The following is a 25,199-nucleotide window of genomic DNA, read 5'->3' as shown; positions in this document are numbered from 1 at the left end:
TTCCCCAACGGAGCACACGTGTGTACTTCGCATGCCCAAGAACCGTGTGAGGCCGCGCAGGCCGGCGCCGGACGGCGCAGCTTCCTGCGGGCCACGGCGCTGCTCGGCGCCGCGGCCACGGCCTCGGTCGCACTGCCCGCGGCCTCCGCCGAGGCGGCCGCCGCGCAGGCGACGTCGGCCGCCTGGCGTCCGGACACCGCGAGCCGCCGCTTCACGCTCGCCGTGATGCCCGACACGCAGTACCTCTTCGACGGCCCGAGCATCGACAAGGCGCCGGTCGAGGCGTCCCTGCGGTACCTCCTGGAGCACGGGGGCGGGAAGGACGAGAACATCGTGTTCCTGTCCCACCTCGGCGATCTCACGCAGAACGGCGCGGCCGCCGAGTTCGCCGCGATCGGGGAGGCGTTCGAGCTGCTCGACCGGCGGGGGGTGGGCTACAGCGTCCTGGCCGGCAACCACGACGTGAGGTCCTCGACGACCGACCAGCGCGGGTCGACCCCGTACCTGGACACCTTCGGTCCCCGCCGGTTCCGGGGGAAGTCCTCCTTCGGCGGGGCCTCCCCCGACGGCTACAACACCTTCCATCTGTTCCGGGCCGCCGGGCGGGAGTGGATGGTGCTGGCGCTGGACTGGCGGCTGTCGGACCAGGGGTACGCCTGGGCGAAGGACGTCCTGGCCGCCCACCCCACGACACCGGTCGTCCTCACCACGCACGAACTCGTCGTCGAGGACGACGCGCTGTCGGCGTACGGGCAGCAGCTGTGGGACCGGCTGATCCACGACCACGACCAGATCTTCCTCACCCTCAACGGGCACTACTGGCCCGCCGGACGGGCGACCCGCAAGAACGCGGCGGGACATGACGTCCATCTGCATCTGACGAACTATCAGAACCGTTACTTCGGCGGCGCGGCGATGATCCGCCTGTACCGCTTCGACCTCGACCGCAAGGTGATCGACGTGGAGACCGTCTCCCCGTGGATCCTCGGCCGGGCCGCGAAGGGGCTCAACGAGCTGGAGCGGCAGGAGATCGAACTCAGCGGTGACGCCGACCGGTTCTCGGTCGACATCGACTTCACCGACCGCTTCTCCGGCTTCGCCCCGGTCCCGGCCCGCCCCGCGCGCCCGGCGTCGAAGGTCCTCACCCGCGACACGGTCGCCTACTGGCGCTTCGACGGCCACGACGACGGTACGGCCGTCTCCGGCACCGTCCGCGACCTGTCCGGACGCGGCAACGACCTCACCCTCGTCACCGTCGGCGGCGGCACCCTGGGCTGGTCCTCGGACCACCACCCGGACCAACCCGGCCACGGCAGCCTGGAGTTCCGCGGCTACAAGTCGCCGCTCAAGGGCGCCTATCTGCGCACGGTCGACGGCGCCCCACTGAACTCCGCGACGTTCGAGGACGGTTACACCCTCGAGGCGTTCTACCGTCTCCCGGCCGACTGGGACCCTGCGCACCACGCCTGGTCGGGGCTGGTCAGCCGGACGGGAACCGGGGGCGCGGCGGGCAAGACGGGCGACGACCCCGACGAGCCGCTCGCCACGCTGTCGCTGTCCAACGACCGCGAGCCGCAGTGGGCGATGCGCCCGCTCAACCAGGAGGGCATCGCCACCAACTGGGGCCAGGAGACCCCGCTGGAGACCTGGTGGCACCTCGCGGTCGTCAACGACGGCACGCACACCACGCTGTACGTCGAGGGCTGCCCGGTCGTGCGCAACCCGAAGGCGAAGGCCGTGGGCATCACCTCCGTCGGCCTGCCGTGGCTGCTCGGCGGCTACGAGTACGGCGGGCAGATCGACCAGATCCTGCACGGCCGCCTCGGCGACGTCCGGATCGTCGCACGGGCGCTGCCCGTCTCCTCCTTCATGAACCACTGATCACGAACCGCTGATCACGAACCGCTGATCATGAACCACTGACGCCCTCGAAGAGGACTCACACCACCATGACCGAGCAGCAGCTCCCCGAGTGGGCCGACCCGTCCGTCTCCCCCGCCGCCCTCGACGCCCAGGGCGTCTCCCGCCGCGGACTCCTGCGCCGCGCGGGTCTGTTCGGCGCCGCGTTCGCCCTCGGCCCGGCCGCGGTGCCCGCGTTCGCCGCCTCCGGCCGCGGCCTCGGCGGCCAGGACCCCCGCCTCGCGTATCTCGTCGGCGACCATCACGTCCACTCCGTCTACAGCCACGACGCCAAGTACACGTTCTCCCAGCAGGCCAGGGCCGCCGCCCGGTACGGCCTGGACTGGATGGTGTTCAACGAGCACTCCAACTTCGGCCACGCCCACTACGGCGCCGCGCTGGAGCACCAGGAGATCCTCAAGGCCCGCGCGGAGAACCCGCGCCAGCTGATCTTCCAGGGCCTGGAGTGGTACATCCCGGCCGCCGAGCACTGCACGGTGTTCGCCGCGCCGGGCGCCCACGAGGTCGACCTGCTCACCCAGTTCGAGCTCGCCTACGACGGCAAGCTGCTCGGCTACACCGAGGGCTCCGCCGGGGCCGCCGACACCGCCCGCAACGAGGCCCACGCCGTCAAGGCGATCAAGTGGCTGGCGGAGCAGCGGCGTTCGGGCTACGTCGACGACGTCCTCGTGCTCGCCAACCACCCGCTGCGGCTGGGCATCGACTCCCCGCACGAGATGCGCAACTGGCGTGACGCGGCCCCCGAGATCATGATCGGCATGGAGGGCGCGCCCGGCGCCCAGGGCGCGGCCATCCCCGGCTGGCGCGCCTCCACCTCGATCCGCGGCGAGTACGAGAACAAGCCGTCGGCGCAGTCGTGGGCGGGCTACCCGGCGGACGCCTACCTCACGTACGGCGGCTTCGACTGGGCGACGGCGACCGTCGGCGGGCTGTGGGACGCGATGCTGGCCGAGGGCCGGCTGTTCACGATCACCACCAACTCCGACAACCACCGGACCGTCTTCGACACCTGGAAGAACGGCGACTGGCCGGCCGGGCAGAACTTCGACAACACCGGCAAGCTGCCCGACCCGGTGAACACCGACACCGCGCAGCCCGGAAGCGACTTCTGGCCCGGCGAGTTCAGCCGCACCCACGTCGGCGTGACCCGCTACGGCTACCGCGCGGTGATGGAGGGCCTGCGGGCCGGCCGTGTCTGGCTGGACCACGGGCACCTGCTGGACGGGCTCGACGTGCGGGTGAAGCGGGACTGCGAGGGCGGCCGGGGCGTCACCCTCGGCGGCCGGCTGCGGGTCCGCAAGGGCGAGCGGATCACGCTGTACGTCACCGTGACGACCGCCTCCCGACCCAACTCCCAGGGAACCCTGCCGGAGTTGGCGCACGTGGACGTGATCCGGGGTGCGGTGCGCGGCCCGGTGACCGACCGGGACACCTGGCGGGCGCCCGACACGAAGGTCGTCCACACGGACGACGTGTCGGGCCGCACGGGGACGTACACCCTGCGTGTCCCGCTGACGGTCGGGGACGAGTCCTTCTACGTCCGGCTGCGCGGCAGCGACGGCAACCGGCACGGGGCCGGCTACCTCGGCGCGGCCGTCGACCCGCACGGCCCGATCCCGCACGAGCCGGGCAACGGCGACCCGTGGGCGGACACCTGGTTCTACTCCAACCCGGTCTTCGTGGACGTCGTGCGCTAGGAGCGCCCGAGCGCCCCGTCAGGGGCACGGGGAACTGCGCGACCGCCACGACGGTCCCGCAGTTCCCCACCACCTCGGACCTACGGCTCCACCGGCGGAGCCCTACGCGTAGAAGCGGGACAGGCTCTGCAGCACAGCCGCCGGCTTGGCGCCGCCCTCGATCTCGATCGCCCCGTCGACGGTGATCTGCACACCGCCCGGCACGTCCTCGACCTCGGCGAGCTTGCCGACGAGGCGGATCCGGGAGCCGACCTTCACCGGCGAGGGGAAACGCACCTTGTTCAGGCCGTAGTTGACCTTCGTCGTCACTCCCTGGACGTCCAGCAGCTCGGTGAACAGCGGGATGAAGAGGGAGAGGGTCAGGTAACCGTGGGCGATCGGGGCGCCGAAGGGCCCGGCCGCCGCCTTCTCCGGGTCCACGTGGATCCACTGGTGGTCGCCGGTCGCGTCGGCGAACGTGTCGATGCGCTCCTGGGTGACCTCGATCCACTCGCTGGTGCCCAGGTCGCTGCCGGCCAGCTTCTTCAGCTCGTCGAGGCCGTTGACCGTGATGCTCATATCGCTGTCCTTAGTTAAGAGTTGGTGCCGAAGCGCTGGCGCACCCGGGCCTTGAGGAGCTTCCCGGAGGCCGTGCGCGGAAGGTCGTCCGCGACCACCACCGACTTGGGGATCTTGTACTTGGCGAGCCGTCCGGCCAGGGAGGCCAGCACCTCGTCGGGGTCCAGCGCGGCGCCCTGGCGGAGCACGACGACGGCGCGCGGCACCTCGCCCCACTTGTCGTCGCGCACACCGATGACGGCGGCCTCGACGATGTCGGGGTGGGAGAGCAGGAGGTCCTCGATCTCGGCGGGGTAGATGTTCTCCCCACCGGAGATGATCATGTCCTTCATACGGTCGACGATGTACACATAACCGTCGTCGTCGACCTTCGCCGCGTCCCCGCTGCGGAACCAGCCGTCGGCGAAGGACGCGGAGGTCTCCTCGGGCAGTCCCCAGTAGCCGGGCATGACGTGCGGACCGCGGACCAGGACCTCGCCCGTCTCGCCGGGTCCGACCGGGGTGAGGTCGGGGGCGAGGACGCGGACGTCGCTGAAGAAGTGCGGGACTCCGGCCGAGCCGGCCTTGCTGATCGCGTGCTCGGCGTCCAGGTACAGCGTGCCGGGGGACGCCTCGGTCATCCCGTACCCCTGGAGGAAGGTGAGTCCGCGTTCCTGGTAGGCGGCGATCAGCGGGGTCGGGACCGGGGAGCCGCCGCAGGTCAGGATGCGCAGGCTGGACAGGTCCGCGTCGGCCCAGCGCGGATGGCGGGCCACCTGGTCGAACATCGTCGGCACCCCGAACATGAAGGTGATCCGGTGCCGTTCGATCAGGTCGAAGGTGGCCTCCGGGTCGAAGGCCTCGACCAGGACGCAGGTGCCGCCCTTGAGGAACACCGGGAGCGTCAGCATGTTCAGGCCGGCCGTGTGGAACAGCGGCGCGGAGACCAGGGCCCGCTCGTCGGCGATCAGGTCGGTGTCGACGAGGACGTTGATCGCGTTCCAGGTGAGGTTGCCGTGCGTGAGCATGGCGCCCTTGGGCCGACCGGTCGTGCCCGAGGTGTACATGATGATGCAGGTGTCGTCGGCGCCGACCGGCTCGTCGATCGGCTCGTCGGAGGCCGCGGCCAGCACGTCCTCGTACTCGGCGCCGACCTCGAGGTACGTCCGTACGTCCGCGCTGCCCGGCAGCCCCGCGACCAGGCCCGCGTGCGAGGGGCCGTAGACGAGGGCCTTGGCGCCGGAGTCGGCGAGCTGGTAGGCGATCTCGGGGCCCGCGAGGCGGGTGTTGAGCGGCACGAAGACCGCGCCGAGCGTGCCGGCCGCGAACAGGCTCTCCAGGTAGGAGGGGTGGTTCGGGCCGAGGTAGGCGACCCGGTCGCCGCGGCGGACGCCCCGGGCGCGCAGGGCGTGGGCCAGCCGCGTGACGCGTGTATGCAATGTGCGGTAGTCCGTCGACCGTTCACCGTGGACCAGGGCGGTGCGGTGCGGGGTCTTGCGCGCCCGGCGTGCGGGCCATGACCCCAGTCCCTCGTTGCGCATCTGCCACGCCCCTTATGGTCTCGTCAGCCCGAGCAGCCGGGCGGCGTTCTCCTTGAGGATCTTCGGCTTCACCTCGTCCTTGATCGTCAGCTTGTCGAAGTCGGCGAGCCAGCGGTCGGGGGTGAGGACGGGGAAGTCGGAGCCGAAGAGGACCTTGTCCTTCAGCAGGGTGTTCGCGTACTGCACGAGCTGCGGCGGGAAGTACTTCGGCGACCAGCCGGACAGGTCGATGTGCACACCCGGCTTGTGGGTGGCGACGGCGAGGGCCTCGTCCTGCCAGGGGAAGGACGGATGCGCCAGGATGATCTTGAGGTGCGGGAAGTCGGCGGCGACGTCGTCGACGTGGAGCGGGTTGGAGTACTTCAGGCGGATGCCGCCGCCTCCCGGGACCCCGGCGCCGATCCCCGTCTGGCCGGTGTGGAAGAGGGCGATGGTGCCGGTCTCCTCGATGACCTCGTACAGGTCGTACGCCACCGCCCGGTCGTTGGGGAAGAAGCCCTGGATGCTGGGGTGGAACTTGAAGCCCTTCACCCCGTACTCCTCGACCAGCCGGCGCGCCTGCCGCACACCCGCCTTCCCGCGGAAGGGGTCGATGGAGGCGAAGGGGATGAGGACGTCGGCGTTGGCGGCGGCGGCCTCGGCGACCTCCTCGTTGGGGACGGGGGCCGTGCCGGTCGCGGACTCGGCGTCCACCGTGAAGATCACGGCGGCCATCCTCCGCTCCCGGTAGTAGGCGGCCGTCTCCTCGATGGTCGGCTTCCGCTTGCCCTCCACCTTGAAATAGGCGGAGGACGCGTCGTGCAGGTCGTCGTCGAGCGAGGAGTGGCCCTTCGAGGACACCTCCGCGTGGGTGTGGACGTCGATCGCGACGAGTTCCTCGACGTTGAGGGTCGTCATGGCTCAGGCCTCCGGGAACTTCGGCGCCGGTATGCCGACGGTCTGCAATTCGGCGCCGACCGAGGTGGGGAAGGCGGCGGCCAGGCTCTCGGGGGTCCAGCCGCCGTCGGCGTAGGCCGCCTTGACCTCCTGCGGATGCGACCAGAGTGCCACCTTGTCGCCGCCGATGCCGATGGCCTGGCCGGTGACGCCCCGGGCGGCCTCGGAGGCGAGGAACGGCACGAGCGCCGCGCAGTCCTCGGGCGTGCCGAAGCCCTCGCCCTTGCGCAGGAAGTCCGGCAGCGGCTCGCCGTTCCGCATGGCCTCGATGTACGGGGCGAAGGCGGGGATGGTCTCGGTCATCGCGGTCGCGGCGACCGGCACGATCGCGTTGACGGTGATGTTCGCGCGGCCCAGCTCCATCGCCCAGGTGCGGGCGAAGGCGGCGATGCCGGCCTTGGCGGCGGCGTAGTTCGTCTGGCCGAAGTTACCGCGCTGGCCGGCCGGTGAGCCGACCAGGATGAGGGTGCCGCCCTCGCCCTGCTCGCGCATCCGCACGGCGGCGGCGCGGGCGCAGGTGAAGGTGCCCTTGAGGTGGGTGGTGATCACCGCGTCGAAGTCGTCGTCGGTCATCTTCCACAGCACCTTGTCGCGCAGGATGCCCGCGTTGGTGACCAGGACGTCCAGCCGGCCGAACTCCTCGACGGCCCGGTTCACCAGCCGCTCGGCGGCCTCGGTGGTGCCGACCGGGACCACCTCGGCGACGGCCGTGCCGCCGGCCTCCACGATGGACTTCACGGCCGCCTCGGCCACGGCCTCGTCGACGTCGTTGATCACCACGCGGGCGCCGTGCGCGGCGAGGGCCTGGGCGTACGCGAGGCCGAGGCCCCGGCCGCTGCCGGTGACGACGGCGACCTTGCCGGTGAGATCGATGCTGGTCACGAGCGAGTCCCTTCAAAAGAGCCATGGCCACGAGGGGGTCACGTGGAGCGGCGGGAGGTGCGACTGCGAGATCGAAGCTAAGAGCAATAATTGTTGACGTCAATAGTTGTTGTCCACCTGCGGGTGAGTCATGCTGGAATCTGTACGACACACCGCCCCCGCCGGCCGAAGGGGGGCCGAGACCAGGGAGCCCGCCATCGCCCGCCAGGACAACGCAGTGAACGCCGCCGCCCCGATCGACGGGAACGAGCCGTGGATGCGGGGACTGCACGCGGACACGGGCTATCTGCTCTACCGGCTGGGCCTGCGCTCCGGCCAGCTCTTCAACTCCTTCCTCCAGGAGTCGGGGCTGCGCCTGCGCCACTACGCCGTGCTGCGCTTCCTGGCCACCGCCGAGGGCGCGCTCCAGCGCGAGCTGAGCGCACGGCTCGGCTACGACCCGAGCGCGATCGTCGGCCTGGTCGACGACCTGGAGAAACTGGATTTCGCCGAACGCCGGCCCGCCCCCGACGACCGGCGCAGCCGGATCGTCGTCCTCACCGAGGACGGCCGCGCCTTCCTGCGCGGCACCGACGAGGCCGGACTGCGGGTGACCAACGAACTCCTCGGCCCGCTGGACCCCGCCGAGCGCGAGACGCTGCACGCCCTGCTGCTGCGGGTCACCGAGGACGGGCCGAGCTGATGCCACGGACCCGCCTCCCGGCCCCGCCATGACCTCCCGTTCCGCGCCCGACCGGCTGCTGGCCGTGCTCGCCGCGTTCGACCACGCCCATCCGGCGCTGTCCCTGAGCGACATCGGCCGGCGCGCCGGGCTGACCCTGACCACCGCCCACCGGCTGGTGGGCGCGCTCACCGCATGGGGCGCGCTGGAGCGGGACGCCTCCGGCCTCTACCACGTCGGGCTGCGGCTGTGGGAGATCGCCGCGCTCGCGCCGCGCGGACTGGCACTGCGGCAGGTGGCACTGCCGTATCTGGAGGACCTGTACGAAGCCACCCATGAGAACGTGCAGCTGGCGGTGCGGGACGGCTCCGAGGTCGTCTACACCGAGTGGATCTCCGGGCGTTCGGCCGTCGGGGTGCACATCCGGGTGGGCGCCCGCTGGCCGCTGCACGTCACCGGGGTCGGCCTCGTCCTGCTGGCCCACGGCGACACGGCACTCCAAGAGACCTACTGCACCGGGTCGTTGGCGTCCTACACCGCCCACACCGTCACCGATCCGGCCCGGTTGCGCCGGATGCTGGCCGAAGTCCGGCGCACCGGCGTCGCGGTGAGCAGCCGTCAGGTGACCGAGGACGCCCTGTCGGTGGCCGCACCCGTGCGCGGGCCGGGCGGTGCGGTGGTCGCCGCCGTGTCGGTGGTCGTTCCCCACGCCGACGCCCAGGTGCCGGTCCTCGCCCCTGCCGTACGGGTCGCCGCGCGCGGTATCTCCCGGGCACTGGGGTGGCAGCCGGAGGGGGCCCGGGACTGAGCCCGCCGCTACTCCCGGGGGTGCGGCGAGCCGGCCGGCGGCGGTGGCGGAGCCCCTCCCAGCCTCTCCTCACGGAAATCTCAGCCTGCGGCATGGGTATTCAAAGGATCAACCAATGTGCGGGGCGCAGGATGCCGGTGCAAAGGTGGACAACTCAGGAAGGCGTGCCGTGGGCGTCTCGCACATATCGAACCGGTTCGGGCGACGGACGGAGGGGTGGTCCCGGCGCGGGATCCTGGCCGTCCTGGGGGTCGCGCCGGCCGCCGCGCTGACCGGCTGCAGTACCGGGTCGGCGGACGCCTCGGAGGGCTCGGGCGGCGCCCGGGCGTCCGCCGCGGCGAAGGCCTCGGCGGCCGCGAGGACGCCGGTGATCGCGGTCACCCCCGCGGACGGCACCAGGAAGGCCGCGTTCGGCAGCCCCGTCGAGGTGGCGGTGACCGACGGCACCCTGGCGTCCGTGAAGGTGACGGGCAACGACGGCTCGACGCTCGAGGGCTCCCTGAACGACGCGAAGACCCGGTGGACGTCGTCGAAGAACCCGTACTCGGGCACGAAGTACACGGTCACCGCGCAGGCCGAGGGCGCCGACGCCGAGACGACCACGTTCACGACCAAGTCGCCCGGCGAGACGTTCGTGGGCTATTTCACCCCGGAGGCGAACTCGACCTCCGGCGTCGGCATGCCCGTGTCGATCAACTTCACCAAGGCCGTGAAGGACCGGGCCGCCGTACAGAAGGCGATCACGGTGACCGCCGAGCCGGCGGTGGAGATCGTGGGCCACTGGTTCAGCGACACCCGGCTGGACTTCCGACCGGAGACGTACTGGGCGTCCGGCACCAAGATCACGCTCGGTCTGCGGTTGAAGGACGTCGAAGGACAGGATGGTGTCTACGGTATCCAGTCGAAGGACGTCACCTTCCACATCGGCCGCAACCAGATCAGCACCGTCGACCTGTCGACCAAGGAGATGGTGGTGAAGCGGGACGGGGCGACCTACGCCACCTACCCCGTCTCCGGCGGCAACGCCGAGCACACCACCTGGGCCGGGATCATGGTGATCAGCGAGCGGTTCAAGCAGACCCGCATGGAGTCCTCGACGGTCGGCCTCGGCGACGAGTACGACATCTCCGACGTGCCGCACGCCCAGCGCCTGACCACCTCCGGCACCTTCGTCCACGGCAACTACTGGGCCTCCACCTCCGTCTTCGGCAGCCAGAACACCAGCCACGGCTGCGTCGGCCTGCACGACACCAAGGGCGCGAGCGACAGCTCGGTCGCGGGCTACAAGTTCTACGAGAGCTCCATGCTCGGCGACGTGGTGATCGTGAAGAACTCGGGCGACAAGACCGTCGAGGCGTCCAACGGCCTCAACGGCTGGAACCTGTCGTGGGCGGACTGGAAGGCGGGCAGCGCGGTTTAGCCCGTTTGCGTGCTTCACTCCCTGAACTTCCTTGCGACGAAAGGACTTTCCTCGCTTTAACTCTTGACGCCTCTCGGGACGGAGAGCACATTGGGCGCACTTTGAGAGCGCTCTCAAAGTGCGCTCCCACCGTGTCACCCGCACCCCACCCCTCCGTACCCGAGAGGTCCCCCCATGAGTGCTCCCTCCGGCATGTCCAGACGGCGACGTGCCCTCGTCGCCGTCCTCGGCACCCTCGGTCTGGCGGCCGCGGCGGCGACCGCCGTCACCCTGCCCGCGAACGCCTCCGCTCCCACACCCCCCTCGGGCTGGACGCAGGTCTTCCTCGACGACTTCAACGGCACCGCGGGCACCGGCGTCAATACCTCCAACTGGCAGTACAGCACCGGGACTTCTTATCCCGGCGGCCCCGCGAACTGGGGCACCGGCGAGGTCGAGACGATGACCAGCAGCACCACCAACGTCTCCCTCGACGGCAGCGGCAATCTGCGCATCACCCCGGTGCGCGACTCCGCGGGCAACTGGACCTCCGGCCGGATCGAGACGGTCCGCACCGACTTCCAGCCCCCGTCCGGCGGCAAACTCCGCGTGGAGGCACGACTCCAGATGCCGAACGTCACCGGCACCGCGGCCGAGGGCTACTGGCCGGCGTTCTGGATGCTGGGCGCCCCGTACCGCGGCAACTACCAGAACTGGCCCGGCGTGGGCGAGTTGGACATCATGGAGAACGTCCAGGGCCTCAACAAGGTCTGGGCGACGATGCACTGCGGCACCAACCCGGGCGGCCCCTGCAACGAGACCACCGGCATCGGCAACTCCACGGCCTGCCCCGGCACCACCTGCCAGTCGGGCTTCCACACCTACACGATGGAATGGGACCGCTCGGTCTCCCCCGAGGCGATCCGCTTCTCCGTCGACGGCGTCAACTACCACACGGTGACGGCCAGTCAGGTCGACGCGACCACCTGGACCAACGCCACCAACCACGGCTTCTTCGTCATCCTGAACGTGGCGATGGGCGGCGCCTTCCCCGACGCCCTCGGCGGCGGCCTCGACAGCGCCACCGAGTCGGGCCACCCGATGGTCGTCGACTATGTGCAGGTGCTCCAGGCCGCGGGCAGTGGGAGCGGTACCACCACGCCCACGCCCACGTCCGGCAGCCGCGACGCCTACTCCACGATCCAGGCCGAGTCCTACGACAGCCAGTCCGGCGTCACGACCGAGACCACCACCGACACCGGCGGCGGCCAGGACATCGGCTACGTCGCCAACGGCGACTGGGCGCTGTACAAGGGCGTCAACTTCAGCTCCACAGCGGCGACCCAGTTCAGTGCGCGGGTCGCCAGCGGAGCGGCCTCCGGGGTCAGCGGGCTGGTCGAAGTACGCCTGGACAGCCCCACGAGCGCACCGGTCGGCAGCTTCTCGGTGGCCAACACCGGTGGCTGGCAGACCTGGAAGACCGTTCCGGCCAACATCAGCTCCGTCACCGGCACGCACGACGTGTATCTCACCTTCACCAGCGGGCAGTCGGCGGACTTCGTCAACGTCAACTGGTTCACGTTCGGCCACTGACACAGCCCCACGCCGGCGGGACGAGAGGCCGCCCCGCCGGCCGGCGAACTCGGACTGATGCGGCGCAGATCTTTTGACGCAACGTCACCAGGGCAGTGGCCGCCCGTCGCGGAAGAAGCCGCCGGTGGGGCCGTCGTCGGGGAGTGTCGCGGCCCATACGATCCCGGCGGCCCCCTCGGCGACGGGCCGGCCGCCCGGACCACCCATGTCGGTGGCGACCCAGCCGGGGCAGACGGAGTTGACCAGCACGCCGTCGGCGCGCAGTTCGCCCGCGAGCAGCCGGGTGAGCGCGTTCAGCGCGGCCTTGGACACCGAGTAGGCGGGCGTGCCGCCGGTCATACCGGCCAGCGACCCGCCCTCGCTGGAGACGTTCACGACCCGTGGCCGACGGCTCGCCCGCAACAGCGGCAGCATGGCCTGCGCCAGCCGCCAAGGCCCGTACAGATTGGTCTCCAAGGCCTCCCGTACGACGTCCAGGTCGGCGCCGACGGCCCGTTGCCAGGTGTCGTAGGTGATCGCCGCGTTGTTGACCAGCACGTCGAGCCCGCCGAACCGCTCCCGCAGCACCCGGGCCGCCTCCTCCGCGTCGCCCGGACTCGTCACGTCCAGCCGCAACGGATGCGCGCCCGTGCCGAGCCCTGCGGCGGCCTCCCGCGCGGCCCGCTCGGACCGGGCGGTGACCAGGACCGTCCAGCCCAGGCCGAGGAATCGACGGGACACCTCGTGCCCGATGCCACGGTTCGCCCCGGTCACCAATGCGATCACTGCGCGCCCCTTCACCACCCGGCCCGTACCGGGCACAAGCCTCGCAGAGGACGGCACCGGATCAGCGGCGCCCCGCCTCCGGTACCGCGGTGAAGGAGCCGTCCGTGAGCACGGGCACGGCGGCGGACACGTCCAGCTCGGTCGCGATCGCCACGTCGTCAGGGAAGCCGCCCCGGATCAGCTCCCGCCCCGAGGCGCAGTCGGCCACCGTGTCCGCCACGTCCGGGGTCCCCATGAAGGCGGCCCGAGCGGCGGACGCCTCGGGCGACAGGGGGCCTGCTCCCTGAACACGCAACTCGGCGATGACGGCACCGGCCCCCAGCAGATCCTCCAGCGCGGGCCGCAGGCTGCCGTCGGTCCAGCGCTCACCGGCGGCGACCACACCGACGGGCCGGTCCTCGGTCCCGTACCCCTGGGCGGCGAGCCGCCGCCCCACGGCCGTCGCGTTGCGCAGACATCCCGCGATCACGGTCGTACCGCCGGCCGCCGCGGCGATCGCCGAACCGTTCGGCGACGGCAGCACCAGCCGCGGAGCGAAGGGCGCCCGACGGAGAGCGGCGGGCGAGAGCGACCAGGGCGCCTCTGCGGTCATCTCCCTGCGGCCGACGGCCAGTTCGGCCTTCTGCGCGTCGGCGAAGGCGCGTGCGGTGGCGTCCCGCCAGGGGTACGGGAAGACCTGGGTACCGCGCTCCACGGCCACGGTGACCGACGTGGTGAACGAGAGGACGTCGACCACCACGAGACAGGCCACGTCCCCGGCCAGCTCCCGCGCACCGACGGGACCCCAGTCGAACCGGACGCCGTGCCCTTGCTGAAGGAACCAGTCAGTCATGAGAGGGCAGTCTCACCGCATACCGTCGCCGGGATCAACCCCCCGCCGGTCGACGGAAGACTGTCCACGATCAACCGGCGACCGTCGAGTGCTGACTGCCGACCGCCGACTGCCGACTGCCGACTGCCGACTGCCGACTGCCGACCGGCAACGAGTGACCGGCGACCGTTGACCTTCGCCAGCCGGCGGTCGACCGTCGACAGTGGACAGCCGACCGCCGACCGCCAACCGCCAACCGCCAACCGCCAACCGCCAAGCATCCGCCCTCACCGCAACTCCGCCCGAAACCCCACCGGCGTCACCCCGGTATGCAAGTGGAAGAACTTCGAGAAGTTCGCCGGATCCGGGAATCCCACCGCCGCCCCGACGCGCCCGATCGGCAGTTCCGTGTGGGCGAGCAGCCGCTTCGCCTCCAGGACGACCCGTTTGTCGATGAAGCCCTTGGGGGTCTCGCCGGTGGCGGCGCGGACCGCGCGGACGAGGGTGCGGCGGGAGTAGCCGAGGGCGTCGGCGTAGGCGCTGACGCTGTGCTGGGTGGCGAAGTCCCGTTCCACCGCGTCCCGGAAGAGGGTGAAGGTCGACTCGGTGCGCCGTCCGGCCTCCGCGGAGCTGGTCGCGAGGTGGGCGAGGCGCAGCAGGAACGCGGTGAGGGAGTGCCGGAGCACGGCCGTGTGCAGGGCGGGGGGCAGGGACGCGCTGTCCTCGTACTCCCGTCGGAGGTGGCCGAGTGCGGCGCGCAGGGCGGCGAGTTGCGGGGCGTCCGGGCGGAGCAGGGGCGGCAGGTCGTAGCGGTAGAGGCCGGTGGCTTCGACGGTGGCGCGGGGTAGGAAACCGGGCTGCATGGTCAGGACGGTGCCGTGGTACTCGCTCGTCGTCGAGAAGCGGTGGACCTGGCCCGGGCGGATCCAGAGCAGTTCGCCTGCGGTCGCCTCGTACTCCGCGAAGTCGATCATGTGCCGTACGGGGCCGTCGTCGAACAGCATCACCACGTGGAAGTCGATGCGGTGGACGCGGTCGAGCGGGGCGTCGCCGGCGTGCCAGGTGCGGCCCGCGCCCATGGGGCCGACCTGCATGCCGACGCCGCCGAGGCTCAGCTCGACGGGGAAGGCGAAGGTTCTGATGCCGTCTCCGGCGGTTCCGTCTTGGGGCCGTCTGTCCGCCATGTCCTTCTCGTGCCGTCCTGCCGCTGCCGCCAGTGTCCCACTTTCACCACAGGCTGACACAGGAAGACCTTCCCCCATAAAAGTCAGACTTTTAAGTTTGAACGCGGCAGAAAGCTTCGCCTCTCCCAATGAGGATTTCTTGAAGATGAGCACGCAGCCTCCGTACCGTTTCGAGTGGACCGAACTCGACCGGCGTGCCGTCGACACCGCCCGCCTTTTGGCGGCTGATGCCGTACAGCGGGTGGGCAACGGCCACCCGGGCACCGCGATGAGCCTGGCGCCCGCCGCGTACACGATCTTTCAGAAGGTGATGCGTCACGATCCGGCCGACCCGGAGTGGACGGGCCGTGATCGCTTCGTCCTCTCCCCCGGCCACACCTCGCTGACGCTCTACACCCAGCTGTTCCTCTCCGGCTACGAGCTGGATCTGGAGGACCTGAAGACCTTCCGGACCCAGGGGTCCAAGACGCCGGGGCACCCCGAGTACGGGCACACGGCGGGCGTCGAGACGACCACGGGCCCGCTGGGCCAGGGGGTCGCCAACGCCGTCGGCATGGCGATGGCCGCCCGCTACGAGCGCGGCCTGTTCGACCCCGAGGCGCCCGCGGGCGAGTCCCCGTTCGACCACACCGTGTGGGCGATCGTCTCCGACGGCGACCTGGAGGAGGGTGTCTCCGCGGAGGCCTCCTCCCTCGCCGGGCACCAGAGGCTCGGCGGCCTGGTCCTCCTCTACGACGACAACCACATCTCCATCGAGGGCGACACCGCGACGGCGTTCTCGGAGGACGTGCTGAAGCGGTACGAGGCCTACGGCTGGCACGTGCGGCGCGTCGACCCGGCGGACAACGGCGACGTCGACGTATACGCCCTGTATACGGCTCTGCAGGCGGCGCAGGCCGAGACCTCGCGTCCCTCGATCGTCGCCCTGCGCACGATCATCGCCTGGCCCGCCCCCCACGCGCAGAACACCGAGGCCTCCCACGGCTCGGCGCTCGGCGCGGAGGAGGTCGCCGCCACCAAGCGCCTCCTCGGCTTCGACCACGAGCGGTCCTTCCAGGTCGACGACGATGTCCTCGCCCACACCCGCGGCTCGCTCGACCGGGGCGCCGAGGCCCACGCCGCCTGGGACAGGCGGCTCGCCGAGTGGCGCGCCGACGCCCCTGAGCGGGCCGCCCTGTTCGACCGGGTCGTTGCGGGACAGCTCCCCGAAGGCTGGGAGGACGCCTTGCCGGTGTTCGAGCCCGGCAGGTCCGTCGCCACGCGTGCCGCCTCCGGCAAGGTGCTCCAGGCCCTCGGCGCGGTGCTGCCCGAGCTCTGGGGCGGCTCCGCCGACCTGGCGGGCTCCAACAACACCACGATCGACGGGAGTTCCTCCTTCCTGCCCGTGGGCAATCCGCTGCCCGGGGCCGACCCCTACGGCCGTACGATCCACTTCGGCATCCGTGAGTTCTCGATGGCCGCGGAGATGAACGGCATCGCGCTGCACGGCAACACCCGTGTCTACGGCGGCACGTTCCTGGTGTTCTCCGACTACATGCGCAACGCCGTGCGGATGTCGGCGCTGATGCAGCTGCCGGTGACGTACGTGTGGACGCACGACTCCATCGGCCTCGGCGAGGACGGCCCGACCCACCAGCCGGTCGAGCACCTGGCCTCGCTGCGCGCCATCCCCGGGCTGAACGTGGTCCGCCCGGCCGACGCCAACGAGACCGCCGTCGCCTGGGCCGAGATCCTCCGGAGGCACGCCACCCGCCCCGCCCCGCACGGGCTGGCGCTGACCCGGCAGGGCGTGCCGACGTACCCCCTCGACCCCGATGCGGCGAAGGGCGGTTACGTCCTGCGCGAGTCGTCGACGCAGACCCCGGAGGTCGTGCTCGTCGCCACCGGCTCGGAGGTGCGGCTCGCCGTCGCCGCGCGGGAACTGCTGGAGGCCGAGGGGGTCGGGACGCGGGTGGTGTCGATGCCGTCCGTGGAGTGGTTCGAGGAGCAGCCGCGGGAGTACCGCGACAGCGTGCTGCCGCCGGCCGTGAAGGCCCGGGTCGCGGTCGAGGCCGGGATCGGTCTCACCTGGCACCGGTACGTCGGGGACGCCGGCCGCGTCGTCTCCCTCGAACACTTCGGCGCCTCCGCCGACGCGGACACCCTGTTCGCCGAGTACGGCTTCACCGCCGAGAACGTCGCCGCCGCAGCCCGGGAATCCCTTGCTGCCGCGCGTGGTTGATCCGAACGCCAGAAAGAAGATGATCACAGTGACCGAAGCGACCGCGCCCCCCGCGGAAGCCCTGAAGCGCCTCTCCGACGAAGGCGTCTCCATCTGGCTGGACGATCTGTCGCGCAAGCGGATCACGTCCGGCAATCTCGCCGACCTCGTCGCCACGCGGCATGTCGTCGGCGTCACCACCAACCCGTCCATCTTCCAGGCCGCCATCGGCTCGGGCGAAGGCTACGAGGAGCAGCTCGCCGAGCTGGCGGTACGGGGTGTGACGGTCGACGAGGCCGTGCGGATGATGACGACGGCCGATGTGCGGGCCGCAGCCGATATCCTGCATTCTGTATACACAACATCGCATGGTGTCGACGGTCGGGTGTCGATCGAGGTCGACCCCCGCCTCGCCCACGACACCGCGGCCACCGTCGCCGAGGCCAAGCAGCTCGCCTGGCTCGTCGACCGCCCCAATGTGATGATCAAGATCCCGGCGACGAAGGCCGGCCTCCCGGCGATCACCGAGGTCATCGGCCTCGGCATCAGCGTCAACGTGACGCTGATCTTCTCGCTGGAGCGCTACCGCGAGGTCATGGACGCCTATCTGGCGGGCCTGGAGCAAGCGCTTTCCAACGGGGTGGACCTCTCCACCGTCCACTCCGTGGCCTCGTTCTTCGTCTCCCGGGTCGACGCCGAGATCGACCGGCGACTGACGGCCCTCGGCACGGACGAGGCGCTCGCGCTGAAGGGCCGGGCGGCGCTGGCGAACGCCCGGCTGGCCTACGAGGCGTACGAGGGCGTCGTCGCCGGTGAGCGCTGGGCCGCGCTGGCACGAGCGGGGGCGAACCGGCAGCGTCCGCTGTGGGCATCCACCGGTGTGAAGGATCCTGCATACAAGGACACGCTGTATGTGGACGATCTGGTCGCGCCGGGCACCGTCAACACCATGCCGGAGGCCACCCTGGCCGCGGTCGCCGACCACGGCGCCGTCACCGGCGACACGGTGACCGGCGGCTACGACCGGGCCCGCGCCGACCTGGCCGCCGTAGCGGCACTCGGCGTCTCGTACGACGAGGTCGTCACCCGTCTGGAGGATGAGGGTGTCGCCAAGTTCGAGGCGGCGTGGGAGGACTTGCTGAACACGGTCACGAAGTCGCTGGAGAGCAAGGGAGCTGACGCGGAATGAGCACCATCCCTGTGTGGGACAACCCCCTGCGGGATCCCCGTGACCGTCGCCTGCCCCGTATCGCGGGCCCGTCGGGTCTGGTGATCTTCGGGGTGACGGGCGACCTGTCCCGCAAGAAGCTGATGCCGGCCGTGTACGACCTGGCCAACCGGGGGCTGCTGCCGCCGGGCTTCTCGCTCGTCGGGTTCGCCCGCCGGGACTGGGAGGACCAGGACTTCGCGCAGGTCGTGCACGACGCGGTGCGTGAGCACGCGCGGACCCCGTTCCGCGAGGAGGTCTGGCAGCAGCTCGCCGAGGGCATGCGGTTCGTGCCGGGCGACTTCGACGACGACACGGCGTTCAAGCAGCTCAAGACGGCCGTCGAGGAGCTGGACACCTCGCGCGGCACCGGCGGCAACTTCGCCTTCTACCTCTCCGTGCCGCCGAAGTTCTTCCCGAAGGTCGTCGAGCAGCTCAAGAAGCACGGGCTGGCGAAGGCCCCGGAGGGTTCCTGGCGACGGGCGGTCATCGAAAAGCCGTTCGGACACAATCTGGCGAGCGCCCGTGAGCTCAACGCGGTCGTGCACGACGTGTTCGAACCGGACCAGGTGTTCCGCATCGACCACTACCTGGGCAAGGAGACCGTCCAGAACATTCTGGCGCTGCGGTTCGCCAACACCATGTTCGAACCGATCTGGAACCGGTCGTTCGTCGACCATGTGCAGATCACCATGGCCGAGGACATCGGCATCGGCGGCCGCGCCGGCTACTACGACGGCATCGGCTCGGCCCGTGACGTCATCCAGAACCACCTGCTCCAGCTGATGGCGCTGACGGCCATGGAGGAGCCCGCCTCGTTCGACGCGGCCTCCCTGCTCACCGAGAAGCTCAAGGTGCTCAAGGCGGTGAAGCTTCCCGAGGACCTCGGGGACCACACCGTGCGGGCGCAGTACGCGGGCGCCTGGCAGGGCGGCGAGAAGGTGCGCGGCTACCTCGAGGAGGAGGGCATCGACCCGGCCTCGACGACGAACACGTACGCCGCCGTGAAGCTGAACGTCGACAACCGGCGCTGGGCGGGCGTCCCGTTCTATCTGCGCACCGGCAAGCGGCTCGGCCGCCGGGTCACCGAGATCGCGGTCGTCTTCCAGTCGGCGCCCCACTCCCCCTTCGACTCCACCGCCACGGAGGAGCTCGGCAAGAACGCGATCGTCATCCGCGTCCAGCCCGACGAGGGCATCACCGTCCGTTTCGGCTCGAAGGTGCCGGGCACGTCGATGGAGATCCGGGACGTGACGATGGACTTCGCCTACGGCGAGTCCTTCACGGAGTCCAGCCCGGAGGCGTACGAGCGCCTCATCCTGGACGTACTGCTCGGCGATGCCAACCTTTTCCCGCGCCACCAGGAAGTGGAAGAGTCCTGGAAGATCCTCGACCCGATCGAGGAGTACTGGGCGGCCCACGGAAGGCCCGCGCAGTACCCCTCGGGCAGCTGGGGACCCGAGGAAGCCGACGAGATGCTCGCACGAGACGGACGGAGCTGGCGCAGGCCATGAAGATCGATCTGACGGACACCACGGCAAGCAAGATCAACAAGGCGCTGGTACAGGGGCGCCGCGCCATCGGCACACCCGCCGTGGGCATGGTCCTGACGATGGTGATCGTCACGGACGAGGAGAACGCCTACGACGCGATCAAGGCGGCCGAGGAGGCCTCGCACGAGCACCCCTCGCGCACCCTGGTCGTCATCAAGCGGCACGCCCGCACCCCGCGGGAGCGCACCCAGTCCCGGCTGGACGCGGAGGTCCGCGTCGGCTCCGAGGCCGGCACCGGCGAGACCGTGATCCTCAGGACCTACGGCGAGGTGTCCGACCACGCCGACTCGGTGGTCCTGCCGCTGCTGCTGCCGGACGCGCCGGTGGTCGTGTGGTGGCCGGTGGACGCGCCCGAGTACCCCGCGAAGGACCCGCTGGGCGCGCTCGCGCAGCGCCGGATCACCGACCTGTATGCAGTCGAGAACCCTCTGCAGACGATGGAGACCCGGAAGCGTTCCTACGCCCCCGGTGACACCGACCTCGCGTGGACCCGGCTGACGCCGTGGCGTTCGATGCTGGCGGCGGCCCTGGACCAGGCCCGGGTGCCGATCGTGTCGGGGGCGGTGGAGGCCGAGGCGGAGAACCCGGCCGCCGAGCTGCTCGCGCGGTGGCTGGAGGCACGGCTCGGGGTCCGGATCGACCGGGTCGTCACCGCCGGACCGGTCGTCACGGCCGTACGGCTGGGCACGGCGGGCGGCGAGATCGTCATCGACCGCCCCGAGGGCCCCCTCGCCACGCTCACCCTGCCGGGCCAGCCCTCGCGCACCCTCGCGCTGAAGGTCCGCACCACCTCCGAACTGATCGCCGAGGAGCTCAGGCGCCTCGACGCGGACGAGATGTACGCCATCGCCCTCAGGGGCGAGGGCACCAAGGAGAACCCCTCTCATGTCTGACTCACCCCAGCTGACGGAGCAGCCCGAGTGGGCCGCCCTGACGGCCCACCGTGCGCAGGGCACCCCGCGACTGCGTGAGCTGTTCGCGGCGGACCCCCTGCGCGCGGAGCGGTACGTGGTGCGCGTCGGCGACCTGCGCATCGACTACTCGAAGAACCTGGTCACCGACGAGACGCTGGCCCTGCTGACCGAACTGGCCGCCGCCACCGACGTGTTCGGGCTGCGGGACGCCATGTTCCGCGGCGAGAAGATCAACACCACCGAGGACCGCGCGGTCCTGCACACCGCCCTGCGCGCCCCCGCCGACGCGGTGATCGAGGTCGACGGCGAGAACGTCGTGCCCCAGGTGCACGCCGTGCTCGCGAAGATGGGCGACTTCGCCGACCGGGTCCGCTCCGGGGCCTGGATCGGCCACACCGGCAAGCGGATCAGGAACGTCGTCAACATCGGCATCGGCGGCTCGGATCTGGGTCCGGCGATGGCCTACGAGGCACTGCGGGCCTACACGGCACGGGACTTGACGGTCCGTTTCGTGTCGAACGTCGACGGTGCCGACCTGCACGAGGCCATCCGCGACCTGGACCCGGCCGAGACGCTGTTCGTCATCGCGTCCAAGACGTTCACCACGATCGAGACGATCACCAACGCCACCTCGGCCCGCACCTGGCTCCTCGACGGCCTCGGCGGCGACGAGAAGGCGGTCGCACGGCACTTCGTCGCCCTGTCGACGAACGCCGGGAAGGTCGCGGACTTCGGCATCGACACGGCCAACATGTTCGAGTTCTGGGACTGGGTCGGCGGCCGCTACTCCTACGACTCCGCCATCGGCCTCTCCCTGATGATCGCCATAGGCCCGGACCGCTTCCGCGAGATGCTCGACGGCTTCCACCTCGTCGACGACCACTTCCGCACCGCCCCCGCCGAGGCCAACGCCCCACTGATCCTGGGCCTGTTGGGCATCTGGTACGGCAACTTCCACGACGCGCAGTCCCACGCGGTGCTGCCCTACAGCCACTACCTGTCCAAGTTCACCGCCTACCTCCAGCAGCTCGACATGGAGTCCAACGGCAAGTCGGTGGACCGCGAGGGCCGGCCGGTCGCGTGGCAGACCGGGCCGGTCGTCTGGGGCACGCCCGGCACCAACGGGCAGCACGCCTACTACCAGTTGATCCACCAGGGCACCAAGCTGATCCCGGCGGACTTCATCGGCTTCGCCCGCCCGGTCGACGAGCTGAGCGGTGAACTCAAGGCCCAGCACGACCTGCTGATGGCGAACTTCTTCGCCCAGACCCAGGCGCTGGCCTTCGGCAAGACGCCCGAGGAGGTGCGCGCGGAGGGCGTGCCGGAGGAGCAGGTCGCGCACCGCACCTTCCGGGGCGACCATCCCACCACCACGATCCTCGCCGCCGAGCTGACCCCGTCGGTCCTCGGCCAGCTCGTCGCCCTCTACGAGCACAAGGTGTTCGTGCAGGGCGCCGTGTGGAACATCGACTCCTTCGACCAGTGGGGCGTGGAGCTCGGCAAGGTCCTCGCCAAGCGTGTCGAACCCGCCCTCACCGAGGGCGTGGACGTCCCCGGCCTCGATCCCTCCACCGCCGCCCTCGTGGCCGCGTACCGCGAACTCAGGAAGTAGTGAACTGATATGCAGCTCGGTCTCATCGGTCTCGGCAAGATGGGCGGCAACATGCGCGAGCGCATCCGCCGCGCCGGCCACACCGTCGTGGGCTACGACCGCAACCCCGACGTCTCCGACGTCAAGGACCTCGCGGAACTCGTCCAGCAGCTGGAAGCGCCGCGCACCGTCTGGGTGATGGTCCCGGCCGGCGCCCCCACCCAGTCCGTCGTCGACGAGCTCGGCGGCCTGCTCCAGGCGGGCGACGTCGTCGTGGACGGAGGCAACTCCCGCTGGACGGACGACGAGAAGCACGCGGCCGAACTCGGCGCCCAGGGCATCGGGTTCGTGGACGCCGGTGTCTCCGGCGGTGTCTGGGGCCTGCAGAACGGCTACGCCCTCATGGTCGGCGGCGACAAGGAGCACGTCGACCGGCTCCAGCCGATCTTCGACGCGCTCAAGCCGGAGGGCCCGTACGGCTATGTCCACGCGGGCAAGGTCGGCGCCGGGCACTTCTCGAAGATGGTCCACAACGGCATCGAGTACGCCATGATGCAGGCCTACGCCGAGGGCTGGGAGCTGCTGGAGAAGGTCGACTCCGTCACGGACGTGCGCGAGGTCTTCCGCTCCTGGCAGGAGGGCACCGTCATCCGCTCCTGGCTGCTCGACCTCGCGGTCAACGCCCTCGCCGAGGACGAGCACCTGGACAAGCTGCGCGGCTGGGCCCAGGACTCCGGCGAGGGACGGTGGACCGTCGAGGCCGCCATCGACCACGCCGTGCCGCTGCCCGCCATCACCGCCTCGCTCTTCGCGCGGTTCACGTCCCGTCAGGACGACTCCCCGCAGATGAAGATGATCGCGGCGCTGCGCAACCAGTTCGGCGGCCACGCCGTCGAGTCGGCCAAGGAGTAGCCGGCCGTGGGGGATCTGCTGCTGGTCCGCCACGGGGAGACGGAGTGGAGCCGGTCGGGACAGCACACCAGCTGGACCGACCTGCCGCTCACCGAGAACGGTGAGCTCCAGGCGAAGTCGCTCGCTCCGTTCTTCTCCCATCGGACCTTCTGTCTCGCCCTGGCCAGCCCGCTCGGCCGCGCGATGCGCACCGCCGAACTCGCGGGCATCGGCGGGGCGGTCGCCGCGCCCGACCTGCACGAGTGGGACTACGGCGGGTACGAGGGAATCACCACCGTCGAGATCCACCGCGACCGGCCCTCCTGGAACCTGTGGACCGACGGGGTGCCGCCCGGCACGGACGGCCACCCCGGTGAGTCGCCCGAGGAGATCGGGCGGCGCGCCGACCGGGTGCTGTCCCGGGTCGACGCGGCGCTCGCCGACTGCGGCGGAGACGCCGTGCTCGTCGCCCACGGGCATTTCCTACGGGTCCTGACGGCCCGTCGGCTCGGACTCCCGCCCGCGCAGGGCCGGTTGTTCCAGCTGGCGACGGGAACGTACAGCAGGCTGTCCACGGAGCACGGGTGGCCCGTGATCGCGGAGTGGAACGTCAGGCCGTAACCGGTTGACACCGTTCAAGGGGCCCGCCAGAGTCGCGGCTGATGGAGATCGACGATCTGACACCGGCCGAACAGCGTGTCTGGCGGGCCTTCGCCACAGGCGCGGAGGTGGACTTCCGCGACGGATCCGACGACTGGGGGCCCGAACGGACCGTACGCGCCTCGGTGTTGCGGGCGCTGCTCCTCAACGGCCCGCGGGAACAGGGGGAGACAGCGGCCCTCAAGGTACGGGGTGCCCGGATCACCGGTGCCCTGGAGCTGCGGTACGCCACCGTCGACAGCGTCGTCCATCTCACCCACTGCCGCTTCGACGAGGCGCCCGACCTCATCGGCGCCCATCTGCGCTACGTCAGCATGCGCGACTCCGACATGCCCGCGCTGTCGGTGACCCGGGCCCGGATCGACGGCAGCCTCAGGCTGACCCGCTGCCGGTTCGCCGGGCCCGTACGCCTGGACGGGGCTCAGATCGCCGGCGCGCTGTTCCTGGAGGAGGCCGAGGCCACCGCCGCGGACACGGACCGTCCGGCCCTCCATCTCCACCAGATCTCCGTCGACGACGACCTGTGCGCCCGTGGTCTGCGCGCCCGGGGGCTGCTCCGGCTCGACGGGGCCACCGTCGCCGGGTCGCTGGACCTGGAGGACGCCGAGCTCAGCAACCCGGACGCCCACGTCGTGGAGGCCGACGCGCTGGAGGTGGGCGCCAATCTGCTCGGCCGCCGACTCAGCGCACGGGGCCGGATCGACCTGCGCGGGGCCCGGATACCCGGCCGGGTGGACCTGCTGCACGCCCGGCTGTCCAACCCCGGCGGCACCGCCCTGCGGGCCAGCAGCTGTGTGATCGGCGAACTCTGGCTGCGCCGGGGCCCCCGGGTGGAGGGGATGCTGAACCTTCGGCGGGCCGAGATCACCCAGCTCAGCCTGGAACCGGCGATGCTCCCCGACCAGGTGCGCCTGCTCGACCTCACCTACACCTTCCTCACCCCGCACGTGCCCGCCGAGGACCGGCTGCCCATGCTGGAGCGGGACGGCCAGGGCTTCGATCCGCACGCATACGAACAACTGACGGCCGCATACCGCAGGACCGGCGACGACCAGGCCGCCCGGGTCGTCCAGCTCGCCAAGCAGCGTCGCCGCCGGTCCACGCTCCCCTGGCACGGGCGGCTGTGGGGCCACCTCCAGGACGCGGCCGTCGGCTACGGCTTCCGCCCGCTGCGCGCCGCCGTCTGGCTGCTGTCGCTGCTCGCCGCCGGTTCGCTCGCGTACGCCGGACACCCGCCGCCGCCCCTCAAGGCGGACGAGGCACCCGAGTTCAACCCCGTCTTCTACACCCTGGACCTGCTGCTGCCGGTGATCTCGTTCGGCCAGGAGGAGGCGTTCGCGCCGCGGGGCGGGTACCAGACGCTGTCGTACGTCCTCGTGGCGACCGGCTGGATCCTGGCCACGACCGTCGCCGCCGGCGTGACCAGGACGATCAGCCGTCAGTAGGCGG

The 25,199-nt window shown here is 70.8% G+C and carries 21 protein-coding genes; 14 read left to right on the top strand and 7 right to left on the bottom strand.

Going from position 1 to position 25,199, the window contains the following annotated elements; genetic code table 11:
- The first annotated feature begins 18 nt into the window (after positions 1 to 18).
- Together ABZ490_RS28395 and ABZ490_RS28390 are read left to right on the top strand one after the other, a co-directional pair.
- Positions 19 to 1,881 carry a LamG-like jellyroll fold domain-containing protein gene (locus tag ABZ490_RS28395; protein ID WP_358995709.1) on the top strand — a complete coding sequence of 621 codons (1,863 nt, stop codon included), beginning with the start codon at positions 19 to 21 and terminating at the stop codon, positions 1,879 to 1,881.
- A gap of 68 nt (positions 1,882 to 1,949) precedes the next feature.
- Positions 1,950 to 3,617, top strand: a complete 1,668-nt coding sequence (locus ABZ490_RS28390) for a histidinol-phosphatase (protein ID WP_358995706.1) — start codon at positions 1,950 to 1,952, stop codon at positions 3,615 to 3,617.
- 102 nt (positions 3,618 to 3,719) lie between these two features.
- Here ABZ490_RS28390 and ABZ490_RS28385 read toward each other — a convergent pair whose 3' ends face one another.
- Genes ABZ490_RS28385 through ABZ490_RS28370 form a run of 4 tightly spaced genes read right to left on the bottom strand, consistent with a single transcriptional unit; the run spans position 3,720 to position 7,513 of the window.
- Positions 3,720 to 4,175, bottom strand: a complete 456-nt coding sequence (locus ABZ490_RS28385; protein WP_358995703.1) for a MaoC family dehydratase — start codon at positions 4,173 to 4,175, stop codon at positions 3,720 to 3,722.
- 14 nt (positions 4,176 to 4,189) lie between these two features.
- Complete coding sequence (locus tag ABZ490_RS28380) at positions 4,190 to 5,695, bottom strand: long-chain fatty acid--CoA ligase (RefSeq protein ID WP_358995700.1); 1,506 nt, start codon at positions 5,693 to 5,695, stop codon at positions 4,190 to 4,192.
- Positions 5,696 to 5,707: 12 nt separating this feature from the next.
- Complete coding sequence (locus ABZ490_RS28375; RefSeq protein WP_358995697.1) at positions 5,708 to 6,592, bottom strand: amidohydrolase family protein; 885 nt, start codon at positions 6,590 to 6,592, stop codon at positions 5,708 to 5,710.
- 3 nt (positions 6,593 to 6,595) lie between these two features.
- Positions 6,596 to 7,513, bottom strand: a complete 918-nt coding sequence (locus ABZ490_RS28370) for an SDR family oxidoreductase (RefSeq protein WP_358995694.1) — start codon at positions 7,511 to 7,513, stop codon at positions 6,596 to 6,598.
- 256 nt (positions 7,514 to 7,769) lie between these two features.
- Between ABZ490_RS28370 and ABZ490_RS28365 the strand changes: the two genes are divergently transcribed.
- From ABZ490_RS28365 to ABZ490_RS28350, 4 genes are all read left to right on the top strand, one after another.
- Positions 7,770 to 8,195 (top strand): MarR family transcriptional regulator, encoded by a 426-nt coding sequence (locus ABZ490_RS28365; RefSeq protein ID WP_358995882.1) that lies wholly within the window; start codon positions 7,770 to 7,772, stop codon positions 8,193 to 8,195.
- Between the two features lie 28 nt (positions 8,196 to 8,223).
- Positions 8,224 to 8,982 carry an IclR family transcriptional regulator gene (locus tag ABZ490_RS28360; RefSeq protein WP_358995691.1) on the top strand — a complete coding sequence of 253 codons (759 nt, stop codon included), beginning with the start codon at positions 8,224 to 8,226 and terminating at the stop codon, positions 8,980 to 8,982.
- A 169-nt stretch (positions 8,983 to 9,151) separates the two neighbouring features.
- Positions 9,152 to 10,402, top strand: coding sequence for an Ig-like domain-containing protein (locus ABZ490_RS28355; protein WP_358995688.1), 1,251 nt, complete (start codon positions 9,152 to 9,154; stop codon positions 10,400 to 10,402).
- Between the two features lie 174 nt (positions 10,403 to 10,576).
- Positions 10,577 to 11,974 carry a glycoside hydrolase family 16 protein gene (locus tag ABZ490_RS28350; protein WP_358995685.1) on the top strand — a complete coding sequence of 466 codons (1,398 nt, stop codon included), beginning with the start codon at positions 10,577 to 10,579 and terminating at the stop codon, positions 11,972 to 11,974.
- A gap of 84 nt (positions 11,975 to 12,058) precedes the next feature.
- On the opposite strand, the gene ABZ490_RS28345 is transcribed toward ABZ490_RS28350, so the two are convergent.
- The 3 genes from ABZ490_RS28345 to ABZ490_RS28335 all read right to left on the bottom strand — a co-directional run bounded on the left by ABZ490_RS28345 (position 12,059) and on the right by ABZ490_RS28335 (position 14,734).
- The gene (locus tag ABZ490_RS28345) at positions 12,059 to 12,739 is read right to left on the bottom strand and encodes an SDR family NAD(P)-dependent oxidoreductase (RefSeq protein ID WP_358995682.1); all 681 of its coding nucleotides are present in this window, start codon (positions 12,737 to 12,739) and stop codon (positions 12,059 to 12,061) included.
- 61 nt (positions 12,740 to 12,800) lie between these two features.
- Entirely contained in the window at positions 12,801 to 13,571 is a 771-nt protein-coding gene (locus tag ABZ490_RS28340; protein WP_358995679.1) for a 2-phosphosulfolactate phosphatase, read from the bottom strand.
- 266 nt (positions 13,572 to 13,837) lie between these two features.
- On the bottom strand, positions 13,838 to 14,734 hold the full coding sequence (locus ABZ490_RS28335) for an AraC family transcriptional regulator (RefSeq protein ID WP_358995676.1): 897 nt from the start codon (positions 14,732 to 14,734) through the stop codon (positions 13,838 to 13,840).
- Between the two features lie 145 nt (positions 14,735 to 14,879).
- On the opposite strand from ABZ490_RS28335, the gene tkt reads away from it, so the two are divergent.
- The 8 genes from tkt to ABZ490_RS28295 are packed head-to-tail and all read left to right on the top strand — an operon-like array spanning position 14,880 to position 25,195.
- A complete protein-coding gene (gene tkt, locus ABZ490_RS28330) occupies positions 14,880 to 16,955 on the top strand; it encodes a transketolase (protein ID WP_358995673.1) in 2,076 nt (691 codons plus the stop codon).
- A gap of 19 nt (positions 16,956 to 16,974) precedes the next feature.
- Positions 16,975 to 18,123: a transaldolase gene (gene tal / locus ABZ490_RS28325; protein ID WP_358995670.1), complete on the top strand. Its 1,149-nt coding sequence runs from the start codon at positions 16,975 to 16,977 to the stop codon at positions 18,121 to 18,123.
- Positions 18,120 to 19,655, top strand: a complete 1,536-nt coding sequence (gene zwf, locus ABZ490_RS28320) for a glucose-6-phosphate dehydrogenase (protein WP_358995668.1) — start codon at positions 18,120 to 18,122, stop codon at positions 19,653 to 19,655. Before tal ends, zwf begins: the two co-directional genes overlap by 4 nt.
- On the top strand, positions 19,652 to 20,587 hold the full coding sequence (gene opcA / locus ABZ490_RS28315) for a glucose-6-phosphate dehydrogenase assembly protein OpcA (protein ID WP_358995665.1): 936 nt from the start codon (positions 19,652 to 19,654) through the stop codon (positions 20,585 to 20,587). Before zwf ends, opcA begins: the two co-directional genes overlap by 4 nt.
- On the top strand, positions 20,580 to 22,220 hold the full coding sequence (gene pgi / locus ABZ490_RS28310; RefSeq protein ID WP_358995662.1) for a glucose-6-phosphate isomerase: 1,641 nt from the start codon (positions 20,580 to 20,582) through the stop codon (positions 22,218 to 22,220). The genes opcA and pgi overlap by 8 nt, the downstream gene beginning before the upstream one ends.
- A gap of 9 nt (positions 22,221 to 22,229) precedes the next feature.
- The gene (gene gnd, locus ABZ490_RS28305) at positions 22,230 to 23,111 is read left to right on the top strand and encodes a phosphogluconate dehydrogenase (NAD(+)-dependent, decarboxylating) (protein WP_358995659.1); all 882 of its coding nucleotides are present in this window, start codon (positions 22,230 to 22,232) and stop codon (positions 23,109 to 23,111) included.
- Between the two features lie 6 nt (positions 23,112 to 23,117).
- Positions 23,118 to 23,711: a histidine phosphatase family protein gene (locus ABZ490_RS28300; protein ID WP_358995656.1), complete on the top strand. Its 594-nt coding sequence runs from the start codon at positions 23,118 to 23,120 to the stop codon at positions 23,709 to 23,711.
- A gap of 41 nt (positions 23,712 to 23,752) precedes the next feature.
- The gene (locus ABZ490_RS28295) at positions 23,753 to 25,195 is read left to right on the top strand and encodes a membrane-associated oxidoreductase (RefSeq protein WP_358995653.1); all 1,443 of its coding nucleotides are present in this window, start codon (positions 23,753 to 23,755) and stop codon (positions 25,193 to 25,195) included.
- Positions 25,196 to 25,199 lie beyond the last annotated feature (4 nt).

Origin of the sequence: Streptomyces sp. NPDC005811, from assembly GCF_040630405.1 — a bacterium.
In the GTDB taxonomy this organism is placed as follows: domain Bacteria; phylum Actinomycetota; class Actinomycetes; order Streptomycetales; family Streptomycetaceae; genus Streptomyces.
This window is presented reverse-complemented; position numbering and strand designations above follow the sequence as displayed.

Excerpts from the sequence above, each read along its gene's own strand:
- ABZ490_RS28390 (WP_358995706.1), top strand. The coding sequence starts at position 1,950 with ATGACCGAGCAGCAGCTCCCCGAGTGGGCCGACCCGTCCGTCTCCCCC.
- ABZ490_RS28385 (WP_358995703.1), bottom strand. The coding sequence starts at position 4,175 with ATGAGCATCACGGTCAACGGCCTCGACGAGCTGAAGAAGCTGGCCGGC.
- ABZ490_RS28380 (WP_358995700.1), bottom strand. The coding sequence starts at position 5,695 with ATGCGCAACGAGGGACTGGGGTCATGGCCCGCACGCCGGGCGCGCAAG.
- ABZ490_RS28375 (WP_358995697.1), bottom strand. The coding sequence starts at position 6,592 with ATGACGACCCTCAACGTCGAGGAACTCGTCGCGATCGACGTCCACACC.
- ABZ490_RS28365 (WP_358995882.1), top strand. The coding sequence starts at position 7,770 with ATGCGGGGACTGCACGCGGACACGGGCTATCTGCTCTACCGGCTGGGC.
- ABZ490_RS28360 (WP_358995691.1), top strand. The coding sequence starts at position 8,224 with ATGACCTCCCGTTCCGCGCCCGACCGGCTGCTGGCCGTGCTCGCCGCG.
- ABZ490_RS28350 (WP_358995685.1), top strand. The coding sequence starts at position 10,577 with ATGAGTGCTCCCTCCGGCATGTCCAGACGGCGACGTGCCCTCGTCGCC.
- ABZ490_RS28340 (WP_358995679.1), bottom strand. The coding sequence starts at position 13,571 with ATGACTGACTGGTTCCTTCAGCAAGGGCACGGCGTCCGGTTCGACTGG.
- ABZ490_RS28335 (WP_358995676.1), bottom strand. The coding sequence starts at position 14,734 with ATGGCGGACAGACGGCCCCAAGACGGAACCGCCGGAGACGGCATCAGA.
- tkt (WP_358995673.1), top strand. The coding sequence starts at position 14,880 with ATGAGCACGCAGCCTCCGTACCGTTTCGAGTGGACCGAACTCGACCGG.
- tal (WP_358995670.1), top strand. The coding sequence starts at position 16,975 with ATGATCACAGTGACCGAAGCGACCGCGCCCCCCGCGGAAGCCCTGAAG.
- zwf (WP_358995668.1), top strand. The coding sequence starts at position 18,120 with ATGAGCACCATCCCTGTGTGGGACAACCCCCTGCGGGATCCCCGTGAC.
- opcA (WP_358995665.1), top strand. The coding sequence starts at position 19,652 with ATGAAGATCGATCTGACGGACACCACGGCAAGCAAGATCAACAAGGCG.
- pgi (WP_358995662.1), top strand. The coding sequence starts at position 20,580 with ATGTCTGACTCACCCCAGCTGACGGAGCAGCCCGAGTGGGCCGCCCTG.
- gnd (WP_358995659.1), top strand. The coding sequence starts at position 22,230 with ATGCAGCTCGGTCTCATCGGTCTCGGCAAGATGGGCGGCAACATGCGC.
- ABZ490_RS28295 (WP_358995653.1), top strand. The coding sequence starts at position 23,753 with ATGGAGATCGACGATCTGACACCGGCCGAACAGCGTGTCTGGCGGGCC.